The organism is Pseudomonas sp. LF-5 (assembly GCF_037626295.1).
Taxonomy (GTDB): domain Bacteria; phylum Pseudomonadota; class Gammaproteobacteria; order Pseudomonadales; family Pseudomonadaceae; genus Aquipseudomonas; species Aquipseudomonas monsensis.
Window position 1 is genome coordinate 24,866 of record NZ_JARKMT010000008.1, and the last position, 19,722, is coordinate 44,587.

Below are 19,722 nucleotides of genomic sequence, written 5' to 3' on the forward strand. Positions count from 1 at the left end.
TGCGGGGCCATGTGCGTTACCACGGCTTGCGCTCTAGAGGCCGTTACGCCATGACCGATACCGAAGTAAAGGCGCCAAAGATCGAATTTCCCCAGACCGATTATCCGATTAAGGTGATCAGCGACACGGGCGTCGGCAACAAAGACAAGATCATCGACATCGTCAAGAAACACGCGACCATCAATGATGAGCGCATCGACGAGCGTCAAAGCAGCAATGGCAAATACACCACCATCCAGTTGCACATCGTCGCGACCGATCAGGATCAGCTGTACAACATCAACAGCGAACTGCGGGCTTCCGGTTTCGTGCACATGGTGTTGTGATGCCGGGCACGCTGGGCTTTCGCGAACTTGGCCAGATGGCTTACGAGCCGGTCTGGCATGCCATGCAACGCTTCACCAACGAACGCGGCAGCAATGCCGCCGACGAAATCTGGCTGGTCGAGCACCCTCCGGTGTTCACCCAGGGCCAGGCCGGCAAGGCTGAACATTTGCTGCTGCCGGGCGATATCCCGGTGGTGCAGGTCGATCGCGGCGGGCAGGTGACTTATCATGGTCCCGGCCAACTGGTGGCCTACCTGCTGCTGGACGTGCGCAAGCTGGGTTTCGGCGTACGCGATCTCGTCACGCGCATGGAACAGTGCCTGATCGAACTGCTGGCCAGCTACGGCGTGACCGCCGCAGCCAAGCCGGATGCTCCCGGCGTCTACGTCGACGGAGCGAAAATCGCTTCTCTGGGTTTGCGGATTCGCCACGGTTGTTCCTTTCATGGCCTGGCCCTGAACGTGGATATGAACCTGGAACCGTTTCGACGGATTAATCCCTGCGGCTATGCCGGGCTGGCGATGACCCAGCTGAGCGATCACGCAGGATCGATTGAATTTGCCGAGGTAAGTGCCCGGCTGCGCGCGCAGCTCGTCAAACACCTCGACTATGCTGAGCAGACGACCCTGACGGGCGGAATCGACTGATATGACTACTGATGCAGTGCAAACCATGATCCCGACGCTCGACGTGACCGAGCGCCCGGCCCCGCGTCCCAAGGTTGAAGCCGGCGTCAAGCTGCGCGGCGCCGAGAAGGTTGCACGCATCCCGGTAAAGATCATTCCGACCACCGAGCTGCCGAAGAAACCTGACTGGATTCGTGTGCGCATCCCGGTTTCCCCGGAAGTCGACCGAATCAAGAGCCTGCTGCGCAAGCACAAGCTGCACAGCGTCTGCGAAGAGGCATCCTGCCCGAACCTGGGCGAGTGCTTCTCCGGCGGCACCGCGACCTTCATGATCATGGGCGACATCTGCACCCGTCGCTGCCCGTTCTGCGACGTGGGCCACGGTCGTCCGAAGCCACTGGACGTCAACGAGCCGGAAAGCCTGGCCATCGCCATTGCCGACCTCAAGCTCAAGTACGTGGTGATCACTTCGGTTGACCGCGATGACCTGCGTGACGGCGGTGCCCAGCACTTTGCCGACTGCATCCGCGAAATCCGCAAGCTGTCGCCGAACGTGCAACTGGAAACCCTGGTCCCGGACTACCGTGGCCGCATGGACATCGCCCTGGAAATCACTGCTGCCGAGCCGCCGGATGTGTTCAACCACAACCTGGAAACCGTGCCGCGCCTGTACAAGGCTGCGCGTCCGGGTTCGGACTACCAGTGGTCGCTGACCCTGCTGCAACGCTTCAAGCAGATGATGCCGCACATTCCGACCAAATCCGGCCTGATGCTGGGCCTGGGCGAGACGGACGAGGAAGTCATCGAAGTCATGAAGCGCATGCGCGAACACGACATCGACATGCTGACCCTCGGTCAGTACCTGCAACCGTCGCGCAGCCACTTGCCGGTGCAGCGTTTCGTGCATCCGGACACCTTCGCCTGGTTCGCCGAGGAAGGCTACAAGATGGGCTTCAAGAACGTCGCTTCCGGCCCGCTGGTACGTTCGTCGTACCATGCCGACGAGCAGGCGAAACTGGTCAAGGCCGAGCTGCTCGGTTCCTGATTCTGCGCTGAAGGCTGCATCAAATACCCGCTTCGGCGGGTATTTTTGTTTGGGTTGTTAACCTCTGAACCTTGTGGCGAGGGAGTTGGCTCGCGCTGGAGTGCGCAGCCGTCCCGAAGATCTTGGTGGCGCTGCGCAACCCGGCAGGAGCCAGCGCCCTCGCCACGAATTATTGAGTGAGCTCACCTCTTTTGTTTGTCTCTTTACCTGACTACTGTGTCCGCAAGACTTTACACAGGGAGACCCATGGATGACTGTTCGACCGACACATACCCTCGTTGCGCACAGACCGGTGCCGGCGCTGCCATCTGAGGGGCTGATTGGCGTGATCGCCCCCGCAGGGCCTGGTGCGCTGAACACCGAAAAAGCCGTGCAGTGGATGCGCGCCCGTGGTTATGCATTGAAGGTGTTTCCCGGGGTCTACGAGAAGGACGGCTATCTGGCCGGCAGTGACGACGTACGCCTCAATGACCTGCACGCTGCATTCGCCGACCCCGAGGTCGACGCGATCATCTGCCTGCGCGGTGGCTACGGCACGCCGCGTCTGCTGGACCGGATCGACTACGACCTGCTGAGCCGCCATGCCAAGCCGTTTGTCGGCTACAGCGACATCACCGCGCTGCATCTGGCGATCAGCCGTTATGCCGGCTTTGTGACCTTCCATGGCCCGCTGCTCAATGCCGACCTGTTGGGTGACAAGGAGCCACCGACCGTCACGTCATTCTTCGCCATGCTGCGCGGTCAGGTGAAGGCGGGGAGTGTGCTGAGTCATCCGGTGGCCTATCCATTGACCACTGTCGAGCCGGGTATTGCTCATGGGCGGCTGCTGGGCGGTAATCTGGCGATGATTGCCTCAACGCTGGGTACGCCATACGAAATCGACGTGGAGGGCGTGATTCTGTTGATCGAGGACGTCAACGAGCCGCTGTACAGGATCGACCGTTTGCTCACGCAAATGCGTCTGGCCGGCAAATTGGCCCGATTGCGTGGGGTACTGGTCGGTGACGTCGCTGGCGTGGATAGCGACGCGTTGAACCGCCTGCTCAAGCAGACTTTTGAACCGTTGCGAATCCCGGTGCTGTCCGGTTGGCGCAGCGGGCATTGTGATCCGAACCTGACACTGCCGATGGGGGCGCTGGTGAGGCTGGATGCGGGGAAGAAGGAGTTGATGTTGGAGCAGGATGTGGTCACCCGATAATGTGTGGGTGAAGCAAACAGATCGCAGCCCTCGGCAGCGCCTGCACGGTAAACATCAATCCCGTGCAGGCGCTGCCGAAGGCTGCGATCTTTTGATTTTGCTTTACTGCGTGCGCAGGCTCTCGAGCAACTTGTGCGTCGGATACCCGTCCGCCGGCCAGCCAAACGACTGCTGGGCACTGCGGATGGCCTTGCGCGTGTTGGCGCCGATGATGCCGTCCGCCGTTCCGGCATCGTAGTTACGCGCGCTCAGCAGGTTTTGCAGCTCGATGCGTTCGGTGCGGCTCAGCGGCAGGTCATCCTTGGGCCAGGTGCCATTGATCAGGCCGCCACCGTCGAAGCGCTCGGACAACAGGCTCACCGCCAGAGCATAGGACGACGAGTTGTTGTACTTGAGGATCGCCCGGAAGTTGTCGAGGATCAGGAACGCCGGGCCACGATAGCCTGCCGGCAGCAGCAGGGCCGCGGACAGCTGTTCCGAACCGGCTGGCGCCTGACCGCCATTGGGCAGGATTACCCCCAGTTGACGCCATTCGGCAACGCTCTTGCGAATCGCGCCATCGGCCAGGGTGTAATTGAAACCGCTTGGCAGTTGCACTTCAAAGCCCCACGGCTGACCACGCTGCCAGCCGGAACTTTGCAGATAGTGCGCGGTGGAGGCCAGGGCATCGGCCGGACTGCCCCAGATATCGCGGCGACCGTCACCGTCGAAATCCACCGCATGGGTGTTGTAGGTGGTCGGAATGAATTGGGTCTGCCCCATCGCTCCGGCCCACGAACCCAGCATCTTCTCTGGAGTGATATCGCCTTGTTGCAGGATCTGCAGGGCGGCGATCAATTGTGCATGGGCAAATGCCGGGCGACGGCCTTCGTAGGCCAGGGTGGCCAGCGAGTTGATCACCGACTTGTTGCCCTGGAACTGACCGAAATTGCTTTCCATCCCCCACACCGACACCAGTGCCTGGCGGTCGACGCCGTAACGCTGTTCGATGCTCTGCAGAATGTCGGCGTACTGGCTGATCAGCGCCTGGCCCTTGCGCACCCGCAGCGGCGATAAGGCGCCGTCGAGGTATTCCCACACTGGCCGTGAGAACTCCGGCTGACTGCGGTCGGCTTTGATCACGCTGGCATCGAAGCTGACATTGGCGAACGCGCGATCGAACAGGTCGGCGCGAATACCGGCGGCCAGCGCATCCTTGCGAAAACCCGCCTGCCATTCGGCAAAGGTCTGGGTCGGCTGGAGATCGAGAGGGTCGGCGGACGGCACTACCGGCGGGATGATCGCTGGGGCCGTGGCGACTGGGGCGGCTTGCAGGGGTTGCGCGTCGGCGGCGGTGGGTTTTTCCGCACAGGCGACAAGCAGAATGAAGCTGGAGGCAGCGATCAGCTGGCGAACGGGCCAACGACGGGAAAGACTAAAGGGCATGCACAGTTCCAGAGGATACGGATCAGGTGCAGACCTTAACATGACCAGGGGGTGCTGCGCTTCAGGCGGCCAGAAAGTAAGAAGCCTCCCAGTTGTCAGACTGGAAGGCTTCGCGGCGGTAGCTGCCTTTACCCTTGGCTGGTCGTTCCTGGCGGCTGCGGAACAGGGGTTGGGCGACGATGGATTTGGCCTTGTTCGGGCCATGTTTCGATGGCTTTTTGCTCATGAGGGCTCTCTCGAGTGAGTGGGTTTTGCGCGGCAAATAATCTGCCGATGTTGGGCGTCTGTCCAGTTCCTGTTATGTGGGAATGTGTTGACGCTTTCGCGAGCAGGCTCGCTCCCACATTTGGAATGCATTTCAATGTGGGAGCGAGCCAGCTCGCGAATGGTCGTTATGCGGTAGGACAGGTTATTCGGCGGGAAGTGTCAGGCGTTGGCCAGCCATCAACAACGCCAACCGGCTCAGGCTCATCCACGGCGAACCGGCAGCCTGGCCCTTGATCTGTGCATCTATACGCTGGGCTTCGAGTAGCAACTGCGCCCAACGTGGCGCCGAGTAGCGTTGCAGGGCCTTGCTCATCAGTGGTTTGCGCTTGTCCCAGACCGGGGGCTTCGCCTGACTGAAGCACTTGTCCAGCGGCGTGCCCTGGCTGTATTGCAACGAGATATTGGCCAGCAGTCGCAGTTCCCGCGCCAGCGCCCAGAGAATCACCGGTGGCTCGACCCCTTCACCGCGCAGGCCTTCGAGCATACGCAAGGCGTGAGCCGGTTCGCCATTGAGTACGGCATCGGTCAGGCCGAACACGTCGAATCGGGCACTGTCGGCCACAGCGGCCTGCACGGTTTCGACGGTGATCTGCCCACCTTCGGCCATCAGCTTGAGCTTTTCGATTTCCTGTGCGGCGGCGAGCAGGTTGCCCTCGACGCGTGCGGCAATCAGTTCGACCGCGTCCTGACTCGCCGACAAGCCGGCCTGCGACAGGCGCTGACGAATCCAGCTCGGCAACTGGTTGGCGTCCACCGGCCAGATCTGGATGAATTGAGTCTGCTGACCTTCGACCAGCGCCTTGCCCCACTTGGTTTTCTGCGCGCTGCCATCGAGCTTGGGCAGGCTGATCAGCAGCACCGTGTCTTCCGCAGGGCGCGAGCAGTATTCGATCAGCGCGGCAGCGCCCTTGTCACCGGGTTTGCCCGAAGGCAGGCGCAGTTCCAGCAGGCGTTTCTCGGCGAACAGCGACATGCTGGCACCGGCCTGCAACAACGTGCCCCAATCGAAATTGGCGTCGGCAGCGAATACCTGGCGTTCGTCGAAACCTTGCTGGCGGGCCGCACTGCGGATGGCGTCGGCAGCCTCCTGACACAACAGCGGGTCATCGCCGCTGATGATGTAAACGGGCGCAAGCGTGCCTTGCAGGTGTTTGCCGAGTTGAGCGGGAGCGAGCTTCATGGGAAATACCGAACGGGGCGCCTGAGCGCCCCGATCCTCTTACTGCTGCGGTATTTCGAGCGGCGACTGACGCGGGGTTTCCGCTTCAGCCTTTTGCGCGGCTTCCAGCGCATCGGCTTCAGCCTTGGCCCGTGCGTTGGCGGCTTGTTGCAGTTGCTGCAGTTGAGCCGACGTCAGCTGTTGCAGACGCAGCATCATGCGCTGAATCAGCTCGCGACGGGTTTCACTACGCGCTTCGTTGGCTTCCTGATCGGAGCCGACGAGGTTGTTGCCGTCGTGGATAAATACCTTCTGCACTTCAAGCTTGTCGCTCAACAGCGAAAGGTTCTTGTCGCCACGGATGTCGTAGCTCAGCACCGTGCTGACCTGATACTCGCCCGTACGACCGGCGCCGGCGTAGCTGAGGATGCGTTGGCTTTCCTGCTCGTCAGCCAGGTACAGCTTGTACGGTGCACCGCTGTAAACCTTGACGCCACTGGACTCCAGCGTCTGACGCAGCTGGGTGACGGTCTCGCCATAAGCGTTGCGGGCGCTCAGGTCGAGCTCCTTGAGCGTCAGTTCATTGGTGCCGGTACCGCGCAGCTGGAAACCACAGGCGCTCAACAGGACGGCAAGGCCCATCACCAGCAGATTGCGTTTGATCATTGTGTTGCTCCCCTTGAAACCATGTGGGCCGACCGTGCGGCCCGAAAGGTTTTACTTGGCGCCGGACAACACCGGCGCCCGATCCAATTAGCTGGCGACGATATTGACCAGTTTCCCGGGCACTACGATCACTTTACGAATAGTCAGGCCGTCGACGAAACGCAGTACGTTTTCGTTGGCGCGGGCTGCCGCTTCCACTTCTTCGCGCGTCGCGCTGGCCGGCATGTCGATCTGCCCGCGCAGTTTGCCGTTGACCTGGATAACCAGGGTCAGGCTGTCCTGCACCAGTGCGCTCTCGTCCACAACCGGCCAGTCGGCGTCGATCACTGCGTCGGCGTGACCCAGTTGTTTCCACAGTTCGTGGCTGATGTGTGGCGTGATCGGTGCCAGCAGCAGCGTCACGGCTTCCAGGCCTTCGTGAATCAGCGCGCGATCCTGTTCGGTGCCTTGTGCGGCTTTTTCCAGCACGTTCATCAGCGTCATCACCTGAGCGATGGCGGTGTTGAATTTGTGATTCTGGCCGACGTCATGGCTGGCCTGTTTGATGGCCAGGTGAGTCGCGCGGCGCACGGCTTTCTGCTCATCGTTCAGGCTGGCGACGTCCAGTTTGCCCGGCAGGCCCTGAGTGACGTGGGCTTGCGCCAGACGCCAGACGCGCTTGAGGAAACGGTGCGAGCCTTCAACGCCGGAGTCGGACCATTCGGCGCTCATGTCTGGCGGCGAAGCGAACATCATGAACAGGCGGCAGGTGTCTGCGCCGAACTGATCGATCATCGACTGCGGGTCGACGCCGTTGTTCTTCGACTTGGCCATTTTCTCGGTGCCACCGATTTCCACCGGCAGGCCGTCGGATTTCAGTTTGGCACTGATGACCTTGGCTTTGCTGTCGCGTTCGAGCTCGACGTCGGCCGGGTTGAACCAGGTGTAGGCGCCATTGGCTTCGCGACGATAATAAGTCTCGGCGATCACCATGCCCTGGGTCAGCAGGTTCTTGAACGGTTCGTTGGAACTCACCAGGCCTTCGTCGCGCATCAGTTTGTGGAAGAAGCGCGCGTACAGCAGGTGGAGAATGGCGTGTTCGATACCGCCGATGTACTGGTCGACCGGCAGCCAGTGATCGGCTGCGGATTTTTCCACCAGACCGCCTTCGAAGTGCGGCGAGGCGTAACGGGCGTAGTACCACGAGGACTCGACGAACGTGTCCATCGTGTCGGTTTCACGCTTGGCCGGCTGGCCGCATTTCGGGCAGCTGCACTCGTAGAACTCGGGCATGCGTGCCAGCGGCGAACCGGCGCCGTCCGGCACCACGTCTTCCGGCAGTACGACGGGCAGTTGATCTTCCGGCACGGGTACGTCACCGCAAGCATCGCAGTGGATGATCGGGATCGGGCAGCCCCAGTAGCGCTGACGGCTGATGCCCCAGTCGCGCAGGCGGAACTGAGTGCGCGAGGCGCCGAGGTTCTTCTTGATCAGTGCGACTTCCATGGCGTCGAAGGCGCCCGCGAAGTCCAGGCCGTCGAACTCGCCGGAGTTGATCAGCGTGCCGTGCTCGCCGTAGGCGTCCTGCCACGGCGCCGGGTTGGTGTCACCGGAGCTGGTGCGTACCACCGACTTCACCGGCAGGTTGTACTTGTGGGCGAATTCAAAATCACGCTCGTCGTGAGCCGGTACTGCCATGACGGCGCCATCGCCGTAGTGCATCAGTACATAGTTGGCTACCCATACCGGCAGTTTTTCGCCGGTCAGCGGGTGCTCGACGAACAGGCCGGTCGGCAGGCCTTTCTTCTCTTGGGTGGCGACGTCGGCTTCAGCCACGCTGCCGCCCTTGCATTCGGCGATGAACGCTTGCAGCTCAGGGTTGTTCTGCGCTGCGAGGCTGGCCAGGTGGTGTTCGGCAGCCACGGCAACGTAGGTCGCGCCCATCAGGGTGTCCGGACGGGTGGTAAAGACTTTGAGGGTGCCTTCTTCGCCGATCGAGTCGACGTTGTACGGGAACTGCACCTCCATGCCGCGGGATTTGCCGATCCAGTTGCGCTGCATGGTCTTGACCTGTTCCGGCCAGCCCGTCAGTTCGTCGAGGCTCTCCAGCAGCTCATCCGCGTAAGCGGTGATCTTGAAGTAGTACATCGGGATTTCGCGCTTTTCGATCAGCGCGCCGGAGCGCCAGCCGCGACCGTCGATCACCTGTTCGTTGGCCAGAACGGTCTGGTCGATCGGGTCCCAGTTCACGGTGCCGTTTTTACGGTAGATCACGCCTTTTTCGAACAGGCGAGTGAACAGCCATTGTTCCCAGCGGTAGTAATCCGGTTTGCAGGTGGTCACTTCACGGGACCAGTCCACGGCCAGGCCCAGGCTACGCAGCTGGGACTTCATGTAGGCAATGTTTTCGTAGGTCCACTTGGCGGGGGCCACGTTGTTCTTCATCGCGGCGTTTTCTGCCGGCATGCCGAAAGCGTCCCAACCCATTGGTTGCAGAACATTCTTGCCTTGCATGCGCTGATAGCGGGAGATCACGTCGCCGATGGTGTAGTTGCGCACGTGCCCCATGTGTAGCTTGCCGCTGGGGTAAGGGAACATCGACAGGCAGTAGTAGGTTTCCTTGCCTGGCTGTTCACTGACTTCAAAGGACTTTTGCTCGTCCCAGAACGACTGGGCGGCGGCTTCGATTTCACGGGGCTGATATTGTTCGTGCATGGCTACTTTTGTACTGGATAGGGGTGGCCTAATCCTCTTCAACGCAGGTTCCGGGGTGGCCCGGACGAGCTGGAAGTGGAATTACAGGAAGCGCCGTAGCATACATGACCGCGCTCGGCCTAGGGAAACCCTGATTACAGCTGTTTGGTCCGGCAAAACCGTGGCGAGGGCCGTTGGTCGCGGCGTGCAGCCGGTTTGTACAGCGAAGCTAAGCTCTAAGTGGGGAGTGAGTCTTATCTTCAATGAGGTGAGGGATGGTGGAGCAACGGAAAAAAAACGTAACGAAACCCGAGTTGTACGAAAGGCTGATCGACCGTCTGGGTGTGGCCCTGGACACTTTGAAAACCGCTGACCGGCTGCGCGATGAGCGCCCCCTGGAACTGGAATTGCGTGGCTTGAGCCCCGCCGAGTTCAAACTGGTCAAGGCCTATCTGGATCGCAGTGAACGTGAAACGCATGGATGCCTGTCACAAGCAGTGAAGCAACTCGATGCAGCACATTCGGCCAAGGTCATCTGGCTCAAGGACAAGGCACCCCGCAGAGAGACCGACAAGGTTCGTTCTCTGCAGGCCAAGTAAGCGCATGGCAGGTCAAGAACCGGATCTTTTTCAACAGGATCCCACCTATTGGTTGTAACGCTCTATTAACACTTTTAGGCTTCGGGCATCTGTGGAGATGCCCGATGCCTTTTCGTTATTTCATCAAACAACTTTTATTGCCGCCCGGCATCCTTTTGCTGCTGTTGCTGGCCGCGTGGTGGCTGCGCCGCTCGCGGCCGCGCCTGGCTGGCGTGTGTTTCGCCATTGGCTTTGGTGGAATGTGGCTGATGAGCCTGCCGGTGGTCGTGCAGTGGGGCGCCAAGGCGCTGGAGCGCGAACCGCCGCTGGCCCGTGGAGAATGGGCAACGCTGGCGCAGCGGGCCGATGCGATCGTGGTGCTCGGTTCCGGGCGCGAGCGCGGTGATCTGGCCTGGGGAGAGGATCAGCCGACCGGCGTGGGGCTTGAGCGTCAGCGTTATGCCGCGCGACTGGCCAAGGCGTCCGGGTTGCCGATTCTGACCACGGGTGGCTTGCATTACGGTACGCCGCCGACCGAGGCGAAGTTGATGGCGGATTCGCTGCGCGACGACTTTGGCGTGACGGTGCGTTGGCAGGAAGGTGAGAGCCGCACTACGTGGGAAAACGCGAAGTTCACCGCCGATATCTTGCTGCCGCAGGGGATCAAGCGTGTGGTGATCGTGACACAGGCCTGGCACATGCCGCGGTCGGTGTGGAGTTTTCAGCAGGCGGGATTTGAAGTGGTGCCAGCGCCGGTCGGTTTTCTCGGGACCGATAACGCCAGGCCGTTTGGTGGCTGGCTGCCGGAGTTCAAGTCGATCTGGCAGAGCGGGCAATTGCTGAACGAAGCGGTAGGGCAGGTGGGGTATTCGCTGTTTTACCGCTGAAGATCAAAAGATCACAGCCTGCGGCAGCTGCAACAGGGAAAATACAAGTCCTGTGTAGGCGTTGCCGCAGGCTGCGATCGTTTGCTTTAGAGCGTTTTCGACATCCGGCTGGCCATCAGTGCCCAGCCAAACAACAGCAAGCACACGATGATCAATGGCCACGAACGCCATTGCAGGTACGGCGTCAGGTTGTGCATCGGCACCACTTCACCGTACAGAATGCCCTGTTCAAACTGCGGAATCTGCTCGGTGATCTGCCCGAACGGGTTGATCAGGCCGGTCACGCCGTTGTTGGTCGCGCGGATCATCCAGCGCCCGGCCTCGAGTGCACGCATCTGCGCCATCTGCAAATGCTGCAACGGGCCAATCGAGGTGCCGAACCAGGTGTCGTTGCTGATCGTCAGCAGCAGATCGCTGCGCGCTGACAGGCTGGCGGCAAATTCCGGATACACCACTTCGTAGCAGATAAACGGTGCGATTTGATAACCCTTGGCCTGTAACAACGCCTGATCGGCCGGGCCGCGGGCAAAGTCGGACATCGGCAGGTCGAAGAATGCGATCAGCCCGCGCAGTACATCCTGCAACGGCACGTATTCGCCGAAGGGCACCAGTTTCTGCTTCAGATACGTGCCATCGCCTTCGCCGACCACGGTGATGCCGTTGAAGAAGCGTTTTTCATGACGAACGGTTTCGCGGATCGGTACGCCAGTGATCAGCGCCGATTTACGCTCGGCGGCGAAGGTGCCCATCATGGTCAGGTAGCCCTCGGCGGACTCCTTCAATACCGGCACGGCGGTCTCCGGCCAGATCAGCAGATCCACCGGTTTCGAGCGGAAACTCAGGTCGCGGTACAGGGCCAACTGCGCATTGAGTTCGGCCGGGTCCCATTTCATGCTTTGTGCGACGTTGCCCTGAATCGCGGCAACGCTCAATGGTGCGCCGGACGGGCTGGTCCAGGCATGACCTTTGAGCGCAATGCCGGCCACCCATGGCCCAACCAACAGCACCAGACCGGCAGCGATAAAGCCTTTGCGCCTGGTTTGCAGCAGGCGTGAAGCGTTATAGATCAGCGCCGCTGTCAGTGCCAGAACGAACGACACCAGCCACATCCCGCCAACTGGAGCGAGCCCGGCCAAGGGGCCGTCGAGCTGGCTGTAACCCGAGTACAGCCATGGGAAACCGGTGAGGAACCAGCCGCGAAACGCTTCCTGGCCCACCCACAACGCAGCAAATGCCAAGGCATCGGCCACCGGTGCTTCATTGCGGCGCAACCAGCGCGCCCACAACCAGGCCGGCAGGGCAAAGAACCAGGCGATCGCGGCGGTAAACAGCAGCATCAGGAACCCCGCCAACAGCACCGAAGCACCACCGAAATGGTGGATGCTGTAATAGATCCAGCTGGTGCCGGCGCCGAACAGGCCGAAACCGAAGCACCAGCCGCGGCCCAGTGCCTGGCGCGGGCTCAGCTCGCGCAAACCGGCATAGAACAGGCCGACCGCCAGCAAGGCCAGCGGCCAGATGTTGAAAGGTGCCAGAGCGAGGGTGGTGATTGCACCGGCCGCCACGGCCAGCAGGTTACCGGGCCAGCCGGGGCGGGTTGTCCAGCGCATTTCAGTCCTTAGATTTCTTACCGGGCGATAGGGGTCAGTCGCAGCAAATGAATCCGACGGCTGTCGGCGTTCAGGATGCGGAAACGATAGGCGCCGATTTCAGTGATTTCATTGCGTTTTGGCAAGTGCCCGAATGCGCTCATCACCAGGCCGCCGACGGTGTCGAACTCGTCATCGGAAAACTCGCTGTCGAAGAACTCGTTGAAGTTCTCGATCGGCGTCAGCGCCTTGATCAGGAAGTCACCGCTGGGCAGCGGCTTGATGTAGCTGTCTTCTTCGACGTCGTGCTCGTCTTCGATGTCGCCGACGATCTGTTCCAGCACGTCTTCAATGGTCACCAGACCGGCCACGCCGCCGTACTCGTCGATGACGATGGCCATGTGGTTGTGGTTGGCGCGGAATTCACGCAGCAACACGTTCAGACGCTTGGACTCCGGCACGAAAGTGGCCGGGCGCAGCAGGTCCTTGATGTTGAAGCTGTCGCCGTTCTCCTTGAGGATCAGCGGCAGCAGGTCCTTGGCCAGCAGCACGCCCATCACGTCGTCATGGCTTTCACCGATGACGGGATAGCGCGAGTGGGCCGAGTCGACCACGGCCGGGAGGAATTCACGGGGTGTCTGGTTCGCCTTGATGCTGATCATCTGCGAACGCGGGACCATGATGTCGCGCACTTGCAGGTCAGCCACCTGGATGGCGCCTTCGACGATGGCCAGCGCTTCGCTGTCCAGCAGTTTGTTCTGATGTGCATCGCGCAGCAGCTCAAGCAGCTCCTGACGGTTCTTCGGCTCGTGGGCAAAAGCCTGGGTCAGTTTACCCAGCCATGACTTCTGCCCGTTGCTCGATCGATCTTCGCTCATAGCGATTACTCTGAATCCTTTGTTGTAACGATAGGGGATGTTTCGGTTTCGTCGTCCGCGTACGGATCGGGATAGCCCAGTTCGGCAAGCAACTCGCGTTCCAGTGCTTCCATTTCTTCGGCTTCGTCGTCATCTATATGGTCGTAACCGAGTAGATGCAAGCAGCCGTGAATGACCAGATGTGCCCAGTGTGCTTTAAGTTCCTTGCCCTGTTCGGCGGCTTCGCGCTCGACCACCGCCACGCAGATCACCAGATCGCCGAGCAGCGGGATGTCGAGAAACTCGTCGGGCACTTCGGCCGGGAACGACAGGACGTTGGTCGCGTAATCCTTGTGGCGCCAGGTGTGATTGAGCTCGCGGCCTTCTTCCTCGTCGACCAGACGAATGGTCATTTCCGAGTCGGCGGTGCGCTGGCGCAGGGCCAGTTCGCACCATCGGCGGAAGTCGGCTTCACTCGGTGCGCTCGCTTCGGTAGCGATTTGCAGGTCTAGCTCAAGCATCGCGCGAGGTTTCCTTGGCGGCTTCGGTGCGGGTCTCGAAGCGCTCGTAGGCTTCGACGATCCGCTGCACCAATGGATGGCGCACGACGTCTTTAGGCTGGAAGTGCGTGAAGCTGATGCCCGGTACGTCCTTGAGCACTTCGATCACATGATGCAGGCCGGACTTGGTGCCACGCGGCAGGTCGACCTGAGTGATGTCGCCAGTGATGACCGCAGTCGAGCCGAAACCGATCCGCGTCAGAAACATCTTCATCTGTTCGACGGTGGTGTTCTGGCTTTCGTCGAGAATGATGAAGCTGTTGTTCAGCGTGCGGCCGCGCATATAGGCCAGCGGCGCAACTTCGATCACCTGACGCTCGATCAGCTTGGCCACGTATTCGAAGCCGAGCATTTCGTAGAGTGCGTCGTAGAGCGGGCGCAGGTACGGGTCGATCTTCTGTGCGAGGTCCCCGGGCAGGAAGCCAAGTTTTTCACCGGCCTCGACTGCCGGACGCACCAGCAGGATGCGGCGGATCTGCTCGCGCTCCAGCGCATCGACGGCGCACGCCACGGCCAGATAGGTCTTGCCGGTACCGGCCGGACCGATGCCGAAATTGATGTCGTTGCCGAGGATTTCCTTCACGTAGCGCAACTGATTCAAGCCACGTGGGCGAATCATGCCTTTCTTGGTGCGCAGGGCAACGGAGGCTTCGGCTGGGGCGTGATTGTCCAGCTCGACGACGGCTGATTCCTGCAGGAACAGGTGCACGAGATCCGGCGACAGCTCGGTACCCTTGGTTTCCCGGTACAGGCGGCGCAGCAGATTTTCCGCAGACGTGGTGTGCTTGGGGTCGCCGATCAGTTCGAACTGGTTTCCGCGGTTGCGGATCTCGATGGCCAGGCGCTGTTCGATCAAGCGCAAATGCTCGTCGAATTGCCCGCACAGATTGGCGAAGCGGCGAGCCTCAAAGGGCTCGAGGATAAAACGATGTGGTTCTATGGGTGCGTTCAAGGTCGTATTTAGCCGCCCTGGGGCAATTAAGATGAAATCAAGGATAACGCCAGAGGCCTGGGTGCGAAAGCTCTTAAATTGATGAGCACAATCTCAGTAACAGTGCAGTCCACTGTGGGAGCTGGCTTGCCAGCGATAGCGGTGCAACAGGCGACATATTTGTCGGGGCTGATGGCCTTATCGCTGGCAAGCCAGCTCCCACAGGATTCTCTGTGTTCCTGATATTTTTTTACTGGATCAGCGAGCCGCGCAGCGAGTGCGGTTGTGCCGCGTCGATGTGCACATCGGCAAACTGCCCGATCAGGGTCGGATTGTCGCAGCGGAAGTTGACGATTCGATTATTCTCGGTGCGCCCTTGCAGCTCGCCAGGGTCTTTCTTCGAATAGTCGGTCACGAGAATGCGCTGGATCGAACCGACCATTTGTCGGCTGATCTCGAAGCCTTGCTGATTCAGGCGGTGCTGCAAGGCGTTCAGGCGTTCTTTCTTCAGCTCTTCCGGAGTGTCATCGGCCAGATCGGCTGCCGGAGTGCCCGGGCGCTGGCTGTAGACGAACGAGTAGGAGAAGTCGAAGCCGACATCGGCAATCAGCTTCATCGTCTGTTCGAAATCTTTCTCGGTTTCGCCGGGGAAACCGACGATAAAGTCCGAACTGATGCAGATGCCCGGCACGGCGGCGCGCAGTTTGCGCAGCTTGGACTTGTATTCCAGTGCGGTGTGGTTGCGCTTCATTGCCGCGAGAATCCGGTCCGAACCCGATTGCACCGGCAAGTGCAGGTGTTTGACCAGTTCCGGCACTTCGGCGTGGGCCTGGATCAGGCTGTCGGAGAACTCCAGCGGGTGTGAAGTGGTGTAGCGGATGCGGTCGATGCCATCGACGGCGGCGACCACACGGATCAATTCCGCCAGATCGGCCAGGCGCCCGTCATGGGTCAGGCCGCGATAGCCGTTGACGTTCTGCCCGAGCAGGGTCACTTCCCGCACGCCGTTTTCGGCGAGGTGGATGATCTCGGCGATCACATCGTCGAACGGCCGGCTGACTTCTTCGCCACGGGTGTAAGGCACCACGCAGAACGTGCAGTACTTGCTGCAGCCTTCCATGACCGACACGTAGGCGCTAGGGCCGTCGATGCGCGGCTCGGGCAGGTGGTCGAATTTTTCGATTTCCGGGAACGAGACGTCGACTTGCGGCAACTTGCTGCTGCGTGCGGCGTCGATCATTTCCGGCAGACGGTGCAGGGTCTGCGGGCCGAACACCACGTCGACGTAAGGGGCGCGATCACGGATCGCCGCGCCTTCCTGGCTGGCCACGCAACCGCCAACGGCGATCACCATGTCCGGGTTGGCCAGTTTCAGTTCACGCCAGCGGCCGAGCTGCGAGTACACCCGATCCTGGGCGCGTTCGCGGATCGAGCAGGTGTTGAGCAGAATCACGTCGGCGTCTTCGGCACGCGCGGTGACTTCCAGGGCCTGGTGTTCGCCCAGCAGATCGACCATGCGCGAGCTGTCGTACTCGTTCATCTGGCAACCGTGGGTTTCGATGTAAAGCTTCTTGGCCATGGAGTAGGGTCGTCACGTGATTCAAAGAACCGCGCATTATAGGGAACAAGCCCTCAGGTTCCTACCGCTGCGCGTCCGGTGGCTATGCTATAGTTTGCGCCCTCATTTTTATCCCCGATGTTATCCCCCCGCCATGACCAAACGCGAAGCTCCAATCTATAAGGTGATTTTCCTCAACCAGGGCCAGGTGTTCGAAATGTACGCCAAGCAGATCTATCAAAGTGATCTGTGGGGTTTTCTGGAAGTGGAAGAGTTCGTCTTTGGCGAGCGCACGCAAGTGGTCGTCGATCCGAGCGAAGAGAAGCTCAAGGCGCAGTTCGAAGGCGTAGTGCGCAGTTTTGTGCCGATGCATTCGATTGTGCGCATCGACGAGGTGGAACGTCTGGGCACCCCGAAAATCAGCGAAGCCCGTGGCGCGGTCGGCAATGTGATGCCGTTCCCGATGCCGATGCCTGAGAAGTAAAACCGGATCTGGATTTGAAATGATTTGTGGCGAGGGGATTTATCCCCGTTCGGCTGCGAAGCACTCGCAAGTCCATTCAGCAAGGTGTGTCAGACAGAACCGGATTGCAGGGTTTGGGGCTGCTTCGCAACCCATCGGGGATAAATCCCCTCGCCACAGTTAATCACCACACTATCAAGGCAATGGCGAGAAAGGCGTACGCCCATCGGCGTTCTGCAGTTCCATCAGGTATTTACGGAAAATTTGCCCGAGCACCTGGGTCGCGGTTTCGAGGTCCTCGCGGGACATTTTTTCCGAGACTTCGTCGGCCGTGTCCAGCGCATCTTCGGCGCCGTTGACCGCCGCCATCTTCAGCACGATGTACGCCTGAATGTTGTTGGCCTGCACGCCTTCGCCGTGGAAGAACATGGTGCCGAGCTTGAACTGCGCCTGAGCGTGGCCTTGCAGCGAGGCTTTCTCGAAGTAGCTCAAGGCTTGATTGAGGTCGCGCGGCGCATTCTTGCCGTCGTAGTAGAACTCACCCAACTCGTATTGCGCTTGCGCATCCCCTTCGTCCGCCGCTTTCTGGCAGGCGGCCAGTGCCTGCGTGACATCTTGCGGCTGAGTATTGAGGGTGCAACGACCCATCGCCGGGATCAACAACGAGTTGCCGCCTGCTTGTGCATGCGCGAGCAGGGGCTGAAGGAGCAACAGGCAGCCCAAGGCAAGGGTGCGGCCGGTGCGGTTCATGGGAATCGACTTACCTCTGAAGGGCACGCGGACCCATCGAGGGATCCAATAAGCGCGCATTATGAAATAAGCAGGGCCAACCTTACAAAGTCTTTACTCGTTTTTCTGCTGCGCGGGGAATATATCGCCCACTTTGTGGAGGAATCTTGGCAGAAGCATCGGAAAAACCGTCTGGATGTAGGTGAAAGCTGACGCTGGCGATGGCCAACGTCAGCGGTACGGCGATTACTTCAGGGCAGCGAAGGCGCGCTCGGCAGCGTCCAGGGTGATTTTCAGCTCGGCTTCACCGTGGGCGATCGAGGTGAAACCGGCTTCGAATGCACTTGGCGCCAGGTACACACCGCCTTCCAGCATCAGGTGGAAGAAGCGCCCGAACAGGGCCGCGTCGCTGGCCATCACGTCTTCGAAGGTGACGATGTCGTCGGCACCGCTGAAGTACAGACCGAACATGCCGCCGGCCTGCGTGGTCACGAACGGAATGCCCGCCGCATCGGCGCGTTGTTGCAAGCCATCGAGCAGGCGCGTGGTGTAGTCGGTCAGTTCATCGTGGAAACCCGGACGGCTGATCAGACGCAACGTGGTCAAACCCGCTGCCATTGCCAGCGGGTTACCCGACAACGTGCCGGCCTGGTACACCGGGCCCAGCGGCGCGATGCGTTCCATGATTTCACGCTTGCCGCCAAAGCAGCCGACCGGCATGCCGCCGCCGATGATCTTGCCGAACGTGGTCAGGTCAGGATTGACCCCGTAGTACGCCTGGGCACCGCCGAGGGCAACGCGGAAACCGGTCATCACTTCGTCGAAAATCAGCACCACGCCATGCTTGTCGCACAGCGCGCGCAGGCCTTCGAGGAAACCCGGCGCCGGCGGTACGCAGTTCATGTTGCCCGCCACTGGCTCGACGATGATGCACGCCACGTCCTGGCCAACTTCAGCGAGCATCTTCTCAACCGCGTCGATGTCGTTGAACGGCAGGGTCAGGGTGTGTTTGGCGAACGCTGCCGGGACACCGGCCGAACTCGGCACGCCCTGGGTCAGTGCGCCGGAGCCGGCCTTGACCAGCAGGCTGTCGGAGTGACCGTGGTAGCAGCCTTCGAACTTGATGATGCTGTCGCGGCCGGTGTAACCACGGGCCAGACGGATCGCGCTCATGGTCGCTTCGGTGCCGGAGCTGACCATGCGCACCATGTCCATCGACGGCACCAGCGAGCAGACCAGATCGGCCATCTCGGTTTCCATCGCGGTCGGCGCGCCGTAGGACAGGCCGTGTTGCAGCTGATTGCGCACGGCGTCGAGCACGTCCGGGTGGCTGTGGCCGAGGATCATCGGGCCCCACGAACCGACGTAATCGACATAACGCTTGTCGTCTTCGTCAGTGACGTAGGCGCCTTCGGCGTGCTTGAAGAACAACGGTGTGCCGCCCACGCTCTTGAACGCACGAACCGGCGAATTCACGCCACCGGGAATGTGTTTCTGGGCATTGGCAAACAGGGTTTCGGAACGAGACATGATCGGGCTCTCAAATCAGATTTTCAGAAGTTCGTTGAAGGCGCGGGCGCGGCGGGTCACTTCGGCAGTGCTTTGGGCACCGAACAAGCCGTGGACCACCGCCAGCAGGTCGACACCGTGGGCCACCAGCGGCGCGGCGTTGTCGAGGGTGATGCCGCCAATCGCGCAGACCGGCAGATGCAGCGTGCGCTTGGCCTCGTCGAGCAGATCGAGGCTGCAGCTCGGCGCGCCGGGCTTGGTGTTGGAATTGAAGAAGCGGCCGAAGGCGACATAACTCGCACCTTCTTTGGCGGCTTGTTCGGCCAGTGCGAGTTGCGCGTGGCAGGTCGAACCGATGATGGCTTTGGAGCCGAGCAGGGCGCGGGTCGGCGATAGCGGGCCGTCGGTCTGGCCCAGGTGCACGCCAACGTTCAGGCGCGCGGCCAGTTCGGCGTCATCGTTGATGATCAGCTGCGTTTTGTAGCGCTCGCACAGGTTGCGCAGCGCTTCGGCCTCGCGCAGACGGCGGGCCTCGTCGCTGCTCTTGTCGCGGTATTGCAGCAGGGTGACGCCGCCTTCCAGCGCCGCCTCCACGTAGGACAGAAACTTGCCGGCCAGCAATTCGCTGTCGGTAATGGCATACAGGCCACGTAGTTTCATCAGGCAGACCTCACGA

At 60.8% G+C, this 19,722-nt stretch carries 20 protein-coding genes; 7 read left to right on the plus strand and 13 right to left on the minus strand.

Going from position 1 to position 19,722, the window contains the following annotated elements; genetic code table 11:
- The first annotated feature begins 50 nt into the window (after positions 1-50).
- The 4 genes from PseuLF5_RS20685 to PseuLF5_RS20700 all read left to right on the plus strand — a co-directional run bounded on the left by PseuLF5_RS20685 (position 51) and on the right by PseuLF5_RS20700 (position 3,195).
- Positions 51-326: a DUF493 domain-containing protein gene (locus PseuLF5_RS20685; protein WP_027612895.1), complete on the plus strand. Its 276-nt coding sequence runs from the start codon at positions 51-53 to the stop codon at positions 324-326.
- Entirely contained in the window at positions 326-973 is a 648-nt protein-coding gene (gene lipB, locus PseuLF5_RS20690; protein WP_025108695.1) for a lipoyl(octanoyl) transferase LipB, read from the plus strand. The genes PseuLF5_RS20685 and lipB overlap by 1 nt, the downstream gene beginning before the upstream one ends.
- A 25-nt stretch (positions 974-998) precedes the next feature.
- The gene (gene lipA, locus PseuLF5_RS20695; RefSeq protein ID WP_160768663.1) at positions 999-1,997 is read left to right on the plus strand and encodes a lipoyl synthase; all 999 of its coding nucleotides are present in this window, start codon (positions 999-1,001) and stop codon (positions 1,995-1,997) included.
- 250 nt (positions 1,998-2,247) lie between these two features.
- On the plus strand, positions 2,248-3,195 hold the full coding sequence (locus PseuLF5_RS20700) for a S66 peptidase family protein (protein WP_128615295.1): 948 nt from the start codon (positions 2,248-2,250) through the stop codon (positions 3,193-3,195).
- Between the two features lie 102 nt (positions 3,196-3,297).
- On the opposite strand, the gene PseuLF5_RS20705 is transcribed toward PseuLF5_RS20700, so the two are convergent.
- The 5 genes from PseuLF5_RS20705 to leuS form a co-directional block, all read right to left on the minus strand.
- Positions 3,298-4,620, minus strand: a complete 1,323-nt coding sequence (locus tag PseuLF5_RS20705) for a lytic murein transglycosylase (RefSeq protein WP_123463840.1) — start codon at positions 4,618-4,620, stop codon at positions 3,298-3,300.
- Between the two features lie 61 nt (positions 4,621-4,681).
- Positions 4,682-4,846 carry an alternative ribosome rescue factor ArfA gene (gene arfA, locus PseuLF5_RS20710; RefSeq protein WP_128615297.1) on the minus strand — a complete coding sequence of 55 codons (165 nt, stop codon included), beginning with the start codon at positions 4,844-4,846 and terminating at the stop codon, positions 4,682-4,684.
- A gap of 183 nt (positions 4,847-5,029) precedes the next feature.
- Positions 5,030-6,067, minus strand: a complete 1,038-nt coding sequence (holA, locus tag PseuLF5_RS20715) for a DNA polymerase III subunit delta (protein ID WP_123463841.1) — start codon at positions 6,065-6,067, stop codon at positions 5,030-5,032.
- A 39-nt stretch (positions 6,068-6,106) separates the two neighbouring features.
- Positions 6,107-6,712 carry an LPS-assembly lipoprotein LptE gene (locus PseuLF5_RS20720; RefSeq protein WP_340134637.1) on the minus strand — a complete coding sequence of 202 codons (606 nt, stop codon included), beginning with the start codon at positions 6,710-6,712 and terminating at the stop codon, positions 6,107-6,109.
- Between the two features lie 87 nt (positions 6,713-6,799).
- On the minus strand, positions 6,800-9,406 hold the full coding sequence (gene leuS, locus PseuLF5_RS20725; RefSeq protein WP_340134639.1) for a leucine--tRNA ligase: 2,607 nt from the start codon (positions 9,404-9,406) through the stop codon (positions 6,800-6,802).
- A 254-nt stretch (positions 9,407-9,660) separates the two neighbouring features.
- Here leuS and PseuLF5_RS20730 point away from each other — a divergent pair, with 254 nt between their 5' ends.
- Both PseuLF5_RS20730 and PseuLF5_RS20735 read left to right on the plus strand, forming a co-directional pair.
- Entirely contained in the window at positions 9,661-9,984 is a 324-nt protein-coding gene (locus tag PseuLF5_RS20730; RefSeq protein ID WP_123463844.1) for a hypothetical protein, read from the plus strand.
- 104 nt (positions 9,985-10,088) lie between these two features.
- Positions 10,089-10,850, plus strand: a complete 762-nt coding sequence (locus PseuLF5_RS20735; RefSeq protein ID WP_123463845.1) for a YdcF family protein — start codon at positions 10,089-10,091, stop codon at positions 10,848-10,850.
- Positions 10,851-10,936: 86 nt separating this feature from the next.
- Here PseuLF5_RS20735 and lnt read toward each other — a convergent pair whose 3' ends face one another.
- The 5 genes from lnt to miaB all read right to left on the minus strand — a co-directional run bounded on the left by lnt (position 10,937) and on the right by miaB (position 16,366).
- Positions 10,937-12,460, minus strand: coding sequence for an apolipoprotein N-acyltransferase (gene lnt / locus PseuLF5_RS20740; RefSeq protein ID WP_340134642.1), 1,524 nt, complete (start codon positions 12,458-12,460; stop codon positions 10,937-10,939).
- Between the two features lie 17 nt (positions 12,461-12,477).
- Entirely contained in the window at positions 12,478-13,317 is an 840-nt protein-coding gene (locus tag PseuLF5_RS20745; RefSeq protein WP_027612886.1) for an HlyC/CorC family transporter, read from the minus strand.
- Between the two features lie 5 nt (positions 13,318-13,322).
- A complete protein-coding gene (gene ybeY, locus PseuLF5_RS20750; RefSeq protein ID WP_123463847.1) occupies positions 13,323-13,817 on the minus strand; it encodes an rRNA maturation RNase YbeY in 495 nt (164 codons plus the stop codon).
- Positions 13,810-14,808 carry a PhoH family protein gene (locus PseuLF5_RS20755; RefSeq protein ID WP_340134645.1) on the minus strand — a complete coding sequence of 333 codons (999 nt, stop codon included), beginning with the start codon at positions 14,806-14,808 and terminating at the stop codon, positions 13,810-13,812. The genes ybeY and PseuLF5_RS20755 overlap by 8 nt, the downstream gene beginning before the upstream one ends.
- 229 nt (positions 14,809-15,037) lie before the next feature.
- Complete coding sequence (miaB, locus tag PseuLF5_RS20760; RefSeq protein ID WP_007960557.1) at positions 15,038-16,366, minus strand: tRNA (N6-isopentenyl adenosine(37)-C2)-methylthiotransferase MiaB; 1,329 nt, start codon at positions 16,364-16,366, stop codon at positions 15,038-15,040.
- A gap of 133 nt (positions 16,367-16,499) precedes the next feature.
- Here miaB and PseuLF5_RS20765 point away from each other — a divergent pair, with 133 nt between their 5' ends.
- A complete protein-coding gene (locus PseuLF5_RS20765) occupies positions 16,500-16,829 on the plus strand; it encodes a DUF1820 family protein (RefSeq protein WP_003185742.1) in 330 nt (109 codons plus the stop codon).
- Positions 16,830-17,003: 174 nt separating this feature from the next.
- On the opposite strand, the gene PseuLF5_RS20770 is transcribed toward PseuLF5_RS20765, so the two are convergent.
- The 3 genes from PseuLF5_RS20770 to thiE all read right to left on the minus strand — a co-directional run bounded on the left by PseuLF5_RS20770 (position 17,004) and on the right by thiE (position 19,706).
- On the minus strand, positions 17,004-17,558 hold the full coding sequence (locus PseuLF5_RS20770; RefSeq protein WP_047296791.1) for a tetratricopeptide repeat protein: 555 nt from the start codon (positions 17,556-17,558) through the stop codon (positions 17,004-17,006).
- Between the two features lie 225 nt (positions 17,559-17,783).
- Entirely contained in the window at positions 17,784-19,067 is a 1,284-nt protein-coding gene (hemL, locus tag PseuLF5_RS20775) for a glutamate-1-semialdehyde 2,1-aminomutase (RefSeq protein ID WP_123463851.1), read from the minus strand.
- A 15-nt stretch (positions 19,068-19,082) separates the two neighbouring features.
- Positions 19,083-19,706: a thiamine phosphate synthase gene (gene thiE, locus PseuLF5_RS20780; RefSeq protein ID WP_123463853.1), complete on the minus strand. Its 624-nt coding sequence runs from the start codon at positions 19,704-19,706 to the stop codon at positions 19,083-19,085.
- Positions 19,707-19,722: the final 16 nt, after the last annotated feature.